Annotated in this window: 10 protein-coding genes; 7 read left to right on the top strand and 3 right to left on the bottom strand. The window is 34.4% G+C overall.

Translation table 11 applies throughout. The annotated features are described in order from the left end of the window. The first annotated feature begins 117 nt into the window (after positions 1-117). A complete protein-coding gene (locus LJE08_RS12250) occupies positions 118-435 on the top strand; it encodes a hypothetical protein (RefSeq protein ID WP_227403368.1) in 318 nt (105 codons plus the stop codon). 253 nt (positions 436-688) lie between these two features. Beyond that, complete coding sequence (locus LJE08_RS12245) at positions 689-1,162, top strand: GGDEF domain-containing protein (RefSeq protein WP_227403367.1); 474 nt, start codon at positions 689-691, stop codon at positions 1,160-1,162. Here LJE08_RS12245 and LJE08_RS12240 read toward each other — a convergent pair. Next, positions 1,152-1,337 (bottom strand): hypothetical protein, encoded by a 186-nt coding sequence (locus LJE08_RS12240; RefSeq protein ID WP_227403366.1) that lies wholly within the window; start codon positions 1,335-1,337, stop codon positions 1,152-1,154. The two genes, LJE08_RS12245 and LJE08_RS12240, sit on opposite strands and share 11 nt — an antisense overlap. Before the next feature lie 103 nt (positions 1,338-1,440). Continuing rightward, positions 1,441-1,632 (bottom strand): 50S ribosomal protein L28, encoded by a 192-nt coding sequence (rpmB, locus tag LJE08_RS12235; RefSeq protein WP_003865181.1) that lies wholly within the window; start codon positions 1,630-1,632, stop codon positions 1,441-1,443. A 148-nt stretch (positions 1,633-1,780) separates the two neighbouring features. Between rpmB and mraY the strand changes: the two genes are divergently transcribed. The 4 genes from mraY to LJE08_RS12215 are packed head-to-tail and all read left to right on the top strand — an operon-like array spanning position 1,781 to position 5,819. After that, positions 1,781-2,761, top strand: a complete 981-nt coding sequence (gene mraY, locus LJE08_RS12230; protein WP_117923585.1) for a phospho-N-acetylmuramoyl-pentapeptide-transferase — start codon at positions 1,781-1,783, stop codon at positions 2,759-2,761. Next, on the top strand, positions 2,762-4,084 hold the full coding sequence (murD, locus tag LJE08_RS12225; protein ID WP_227403365.1) for a UDP-N-acetylmuramoyl-L-alanine--D-glutamate ligase: 1,323 nt from the start codon (positions 2,762-2,764) through the stop codon (positions 4,082-4,084). Further along, positions 4,081-4,905, top strand: coding sequence for an undecaprenyl-diphosphate phosphatase (locus LJE08_RS12220; protein ID WP_217256760.1), 825 nt, complete (start codon positions 4,081-4,083; stop codon positions 4,903-4,905). Before murD ends, LJE08_RS12220 begins: the two co-directional genes overlap by 4 nt. A 14-nt stretch (positions 4,906-4,919) precedes the next feature. Continuing rightward, positions 4,920-5,819 (top strand): PHP domain-containing protein, encoded by a 900-nt coding sequence (locus LJE08_RS12215; RefSeq protein WP_217256761.1) that lies wholly within the window; start codon positions 4,920-4,922, stop codon positions 5,817-5,819. 4 nt (positions 5,820-5,823) lie between these two features. On the opposite strand, the gene LJE08_RS12210 is transcribed toward LJE08_RS12215, so the two are convergent. Continuing rightward, positions 5,824-6,381: an HD domain-containing protein gene (locus LJE08_RS12210; protein ID WP_227403364.1), complete on the bottom strand. Its 558-nt coding sequence runs from the start codon at positions 6,379-6,381 to the stop codon at positions 5,824-5,826. A gap of 104 nt (positions 6,382-6,485) precedes the next feature. On the opposite strand from LJE08_RS12210, the gene LJE08_RS12205 reads away from it, so the two are divergent. Then, positions 6,486-6,926, top strand: a complete 441-nt coding sequence (locus LJE08_RS12205; protein ID WP_117923595.1) for a Spx/MgsR family RNA polymerase-binding regulatory protein — start codon at positions 6,486-6,488, stop codon at positions 6,924-6,926. The last annotated feature ends 127 nt before the right edge of the window (positions 6,927-7,053 follow it).

Here is a 7,053-nt window from a genome sequence, read left to right as displayed (position 1 = left end):
CTGCGGGGATAGCTTGGTAAGAAAGGTTTCGATAGAAGCCTGTTCCCAAGAATCTTGTCACTGCGGTGATGAGAGGTTCAAGTTTTAACGACAATTGATATTTTCGTTCTTTGTTTCATGTGCGTTTTGACGCAATTAAGTGAATCGTTAAATAAAAAACAAAATCGTGGATTTTTATTTGCGTTTGGATTGATTGCACTGATTTCATTATTAGAAGTCGTTACATTAAAAGTGGATGGTTTACCAAAGAAATTTCGTTGGATCAATATAGTATCGAACTATCTTGGTTTTGGTCTTATGCCATCGGTTTGTATATGTTTGGTGTATGTATTGGATAAGAAGACAAAACTTAGGTGGGAATTCAAATTGGCAATTTTATGGGAAATCGTATATCTTTTGATTTTGGCCCTTTCGATCCCGTTGTATTTTCAGTAAGTCAAGAAAATATATATTCTAGGGGGCCTTATTTCTTTATTTATATCTTTGCGTATTTTATATCGATATTATATTTATCTTTGTCTACGATCTTTGTCTCAAAACAGTTTCAAAACCGCAGTAAAGCATTGATTTATCTATTGATGATCTTCTTGATTGCAGAAACTATTATACAAATCTTAGTCCAGATCTTCATGTGAGTTGGCTTTGTGTCACCTTACTTTCGGTCTTATATTTTATATATTGTAGCGAAATGTGGAATCAGTTAGATGGTTTGACCGGATTATTAAATCAGAATAGTTTTTTGAATCGATCTGAAGAAATGAATTATACAAATGGTATGTTGATTGTCTTTGACGTGGATGATTTAAAACATGTCAATGATGTGTTTGGTCATGCCAAAGGGGATTTGTGTTTGAGTATCATTGCGGATTGTATTAAGAAGGCATATGCCAAATATGGCTATTGTTACAGATTTGGTGGCGATGAATTCTGTGTCTTATTAAAAAACAGTCGGATTGAAGAGTCGTGTTGCGCACAGTTTGAAAGTTTCATAGAAAAGAAGCGTAAAAAATATAATTATTTGCCTTCTGTATCTTATGGCTCAGCCTTGTTGCTGACGGGGGATATTGTGAGTGTCAAGGATTTGGCAGATCAAAATATGTATTCGAATAAGCAAAAGCATAAAAGAAAAAAAGGGCAATTAAATTGCTCTTTTAAGGTATAAGCCAAGTGATGATATCTACAAGCCATGAAATGAAATTCGATCCTTTCTTGATTTCTTTATCATATTCTTTAGCTTGTATCATTTCTTCTTTGGTAAAACCTTTCTGTGTAAGAGAATCTATTTCTTTTTGAGTTAAACCTTGGTTTAGTAGTTCGTCATGGTCTTGTTTGTTCATATATGTATCCTCAAATTCATTGTAACATAAAGAAAAAAAGAAGAGTATATCTCTTCTTTTTTTATCTTATGCATAATTTTTTAAGGATCCTAATTATCTAAAATTAAATAGCGTTTTGTTTCTTCAAAGTTTTTAATGTTCTAGCTGAAACACGGATAGTTTGTGGCTTTCCATCAACTACAACACGAACTTTTTGAAGATTCACGTTCCATTTACGGCGAGAAGCACGCATTGAGTGAGAACGTTTATTTCCAGATAAAGGACCTTTTCCAGATACTGCACATACTCTTGACATCTTAATGTCCTCCTTTTTCTTTCATTTACGCAATCGCTTAACTATAATACCATTAACAAGCCCTTATTTCAACCCCTGAATTAAAATTTGTTCAAGACTCAATAGAATGTTATAATGATAATGTTTTAAAAAAAGAGGAGAAGATGGAATGTTGAATTCGAATTACTTAATAATCTTAGGCATGTGTTTAGTTACGCTTGTGATTATGTTGCTAATTATGCCTGGATTGATTGATTATTTACATAAAATTAAGTTTGGACAAACAGAAAGAGAGGAGGGGTTGGCAAGCCATAAAAAGAAGAATGGTACGCCTACTATGGGTGGCTTAGCCTTCATTATTGTACCGACACTTGTTTATATTATAGGTTCTTTCTTTACTCCATTCAAACTGGATATGAATACAATGATTATTCTACTTGCCTTTGTAGGATATGGTGTTGTTGGATTTATAGATGATTATATTATTGTTGTACAAAAGAATAATGAGGGGTTAAAACCAGCTCATAAGTTTTTACTTCAGTCTATTTTAGCGGTTGTGTTTTTCTTCTTATATCGTACAAGTTCAACTACAGATATTTGGATTCCTATTTTTAATGTGACAATCGATTTATCATGGTTCTACTTTATTTTAGTATTCTTTATGTTTACAGCTGAAACGAATGCGGTGAACTTAACGGATGGTTTAGATGGATTGTGTGCAGGCCAGATGGTAATTGCGCTTGTTCCATTTGTGGTATTCGCATTGATGCAAGGATTATATAATGTGGCATGTTTGATTTGTCTAGTGATCTTTGCGTTACTTGGATATTTGAAGTTTAATAAGCATCCAGCTCAAATCTTTATGGGGGATACGGGGTCATTGGCTTTGGGTGGCTTGATTGCCGCTGTCGCAATGGTCTTAAAACAAGAAATTTTATTGATTATTATTGGTTTTGTTTTTGTCGCAGAAGTTTGCAGTGTTATTATACAGGTTACGTATTATAAAAAAACACATAAGAGAATTTTCAAGATGGCGCCTTTGCATCACCACTTTGAAATGTGTGGATGGTCTGAAGAAAAGGTTGTTACACGTTTTAGACTTGTTGGTGTTATCTTAGCGGTTCTTGGACTTGTTTTGGGGGTAATGTAGATGGAAACTGTATTAGTCATTGGGGCTGCCCGTAGTGGGATTGCCGTTAGTAAGCTTTTATTAAAGAATGGGTATCATGTTGTATTAACGGATTCGAATGCGATTAAAGAAAAGACAGAATTAGAATCATTAGGTATCGAAGTGTTTGATGGGGGACATCCAGATTCATTAAAAGAAAAGAAGTATGCGTTTATTGTAAAGAATCCTGGTATTCCTTATCGTGTTCCTTTCGTACGTTATTTTGTAGAACAAAACGCAAAAATCTATACAGAAATTGAGGTGGCGTATCGTTATGCCAAGAACTTTAATTATGCAGCCGTAACAGGTACAGATGGTAAGACAACCGTAACGACGTTATTATATGAGATGTTGAATCGACAAAAGAAGAGTTTGGTTGCTGGAAACATTGGTACGCCTTTGTGCGAATTGGCTTTAGAATATACGGATGAAGACTATAATGTAGCTCTTGAATTAAGTAATTTCCAATTGTTGGGAATTGAAACATTTAGACCTCATGTATCAACTGTGACAAATTTGGCACCGGATCATTTAGATTATATGGATAGTCTAGAAGCGTATTATGAAAGTAAGATGCGTATTTATGAGAACACAAATGCGGATGATTACTTTATTCGTAATGTGGATGATGAAAATATTGTGAAGTATGCTCAAAACATTCCTTGTCATGTGATTGATTTTTCTTTGAAAAGAAAAGATGTCGATTTATATAAAGATGATAAGTATGCATATTATAAAGATACGCAGTTGTTTACTTTATCGGATTTAAAAATTGTTGGTGAATTCAATTGTGGGAATGCGATGATGGCAAGTTGTATGGCCTATTTGATGGGTGTTTCTTTATTTAATATTCAAGAAGTGATTCGTGAATTTAGTGGTGTAGAACATCGTATTGAATATGTCGATACTATTGATAATGTTCGTTTCTACAATGATTCTAAGGCTACAAATACGCATGCGGCTTGTGCAGGTTTATCTGCATTTGAGAAGAATGTGATTCTACTTTGTGGTGGCAAAGATAAACATATTTCTTTTGATGATTTGAAACAATATGATGGTGTAGTGAAGAAATGTATTTCTTTTGGTCAGACAAAAGATAAGTTTAAAGATATCTTTACAAGTCAAATGAGTGTTGAAACCATGAAGGATGCATTTGAAAAGGCTGTGTTACTGGCAAAACCTGGTGATATTGTCTTATTGTGTCCTGCATGTTCTAGTTTTGACCAGTTTAAAAATTATGAGATTAGGGGCGAAATTTTTAAACAGATGGTTCATGCGTATGCAGCTAAAAGGAATGAAGAATGACATTTCTAAGCAGTATTGTTAAGACAATCTTATTAGGAATCATACAGGGGATAACGGAATGGCTGCCGATTTCGTCGACAGGACATTTAATTTTATTTGCGAGTATTTGGCCACTTGAACCGGTTACTTTCTTTGAAGTGTTCAAGGTGGTTATTCAGTTTGGTAGTATTTTAGCGGTTTTAGTGTTGTACTATCAGAAATTGAATCCTTTTGATCAGCGTAAATCGTTTAAAAAGAGAAAACAGACTTTACAACTTTGGTCTAAAGTGATTGTGGGCGTCATACCAGCTGCCATTATTGGCTTATTGTTGGATGATATTATTGAGGGATATTTGTCGGCAAACTTTGTGATTGCGGTAGCACTGATTGCGTATGGGATTATTTTTATCTTGGTTGAGAAGAATCCTAGACAAGAAAAGATTGAAACGATTGAACAAGTTGATTATCTTTCGGCTTTAAAGATTGGCTGCTTTCAATGTCTAGCCTTGATTCCAGGTACTTCAAGGTCTGGCGCAACGATTTTGGGTGGCTTATATTGTGGCTGTTCTAGAACGGTCGCAAGTGAATTTTCGTTTTTCTTGGCCATCCCTGTCATGTTTGGAGCGAGTCTTTTAAAGGTCATTAAATATTTTATAAAGGTAGGTTTATTTAATTTTGGACAATTGTTCTTATTACTACTAGGAACTTTCGTGGCTTTTGTGGTGAGTTTATTTGCGATAAAAGCTTTATTAAACTATGTGAAGAGCCATGATTTTACAATTTTTGGGTGGTACCGCATTATTTTAGGTATCTTTGTGATTATATTTTTCTATGTGATTTAAAGAGGGTTATAAAAATGAATGAATTTGATTTGCATATGCATTCCTGTTATTCGGGGGATGGGCAGTTTACGCCTGAAGAATTGATTGGAATCGCAAAAGAAAGAGGATTAAAAACCATTGCATTAAGTGATCATGATTGTATCAGTGGTGTTAAGGAAATGATCAAACTTGGTAAAGAAGCGGATATTGAAGTGATTCCTGCCATTGAGTGTTCAACAAGTATTGGTTATACAGATGTACATTTACTTGGATATGGTATCGATTTAGAGGATACCTATTTTCAAAATTTATTGGAAAGAACACAAGTGAAGTCTAGAAATGCATTTTCAACTCGTTGCGATAAATTAAGAGCGAAGTATGGTGTTGAAATTGATGAAGAGGCTGTTTTGAAAGAGGCGAATGATAAGAATCCTTGGTTTGTGATGTGTACGCATATGTTCAATGATCCTCGTTATCAAGATATTCCAGATTTTAAGGATTATATTCCAGGCGGAAAAAGAAGTGATCCGGCACCCGTTAATTTCTTTTGGGATAAATGTCAATATGGATCCGATTTATTCGTATATGTGCCAATGCCTGATTTTGTCGAATCGGTTCAAAAGATTCATGAGGCTGGTGGACTTGCGATTGTAGCACATCCGTTTAATACGTTTTATAAAAATGATGAGATGTTCAAGGTGTTATTGGATGCTGGAGTGGATGGTATTGAAGCTTATAGTAATTATCATACGCCTGAACAGAATGTATATTATGAAAAACTAGCGAAGGAACATCATTTATTGATTACTTGTGGAAGTGATTTCCATGGGGAGAAAAAACCAAGTATTCAAATGGGTGAGTATGGATTGGATAAAGATGGTTCTTTATGGCTAGAACAATTTAAGGAAAAACTAAAGGCAGCTAGGAAATTCTAGCTGCCTATATTGTGAATAGGAATGTAAAAAGTATGCAATAGCTTAATAGATTGTTGGAATGACTTACTCGAAATAGAGATTGATGTCCCATTTCTGTGATGGCACAGAATTTATCTACAGCTTGAATGATCCATCCAACGCTTGTGCTTGGGTGGCTTGTTTTTAATGGCCACATGTGATGTAGAATGGCATCGTCAATGGTTGGATTTGTTGATGTGATGTTTTTAGCGTTCTCAAGGGCAATGATTGGGTGAATCATCGCATGATGTCCTTCAAGAGGACGCTTATCATCTGTTTTCCAATCATAGTAATATAGATCATGTAATAGACCGGCACGTGCTGCACTATAGGTGTCAAGACCGAATTTTCTGCAAATTATAAAGGAATAGTAAGAAACGTTTAAAGAATGTTGAAAGCGAGATGTAGCCATGTGTTGGCTGCATTTTTTTAGGGCTTGTACTTCTTGTGTATCAATTAAGTCTGATATTGTATCAAAATATTCTTGTGCAATATGAGTATCTTGTCGTTGTAAATTGATTCTTGATAAAATAGCTTTTTCCATTTCTTGACCTCACTAGGGAATAATATAGCATATTTAAAATTAAGATACAAATATTTAATTCAAACCTAGTATTATGATATAATTAGTTGTAGGAGGCTATTATTATGGTAATTTTATATACTTCTCCAGGTTGTGCGAGTTGTCGTAAGGCAAAACAGTGGTTAAAAGACAACCAAATTGAATTTGTTGAAAAGAATATATTTACTTCATTATTGAAGGAAAGTGAAATTAAATATTTATTGTCGCGATGTGAAAATGGAACGGAAGATATCATTTCGGTTCGTTCGAAGGCATTCCAGGCACTTCAAAAAGATATCGATGATTATTCGATGAAGGAATTGGTTACTTTGATTCAGGAAAATCCATCGATTCTAAAAAGACCGATTCTTTTATCGGAAAAGAGCCTTGTGGTTGGATATGATGATGATGAAATCACAACAATGATGCCAGCACAGTTAAGAACAGTCGTAGACAATGCGTGTACAGATGCTTGTCCAAACTATTCTGTTTGTGGTAAGTGTAGAGAGCGTGCAAGTATGAACTAGTGTATTCTAGTTCTTTTCGTATTATGAACCAGGAAGAAAAGTATTCTGGTTAATATAGAATTGTATAATGTAGATGAACAGATCAAGAATCATTTCTATTGAAAGAGAATCAACTGTTTGTTTAGTT

Origin of the sequence: Holdemanella sp. DFI.5.55 (assembly GCF_020593575.1) — a bacterium.
Taxonomy (GTDB): Bacteria; Bacillota_I; Bacilli_A; order Erysipelotrichales; family Erysipelotrichaceae; genus Holdemanella; species Holdemanella hominis.
Note: the sequence above shows the minus strand (reverse complement) of the source record. Positions and strands in the feature narration are given on the sequence as shown.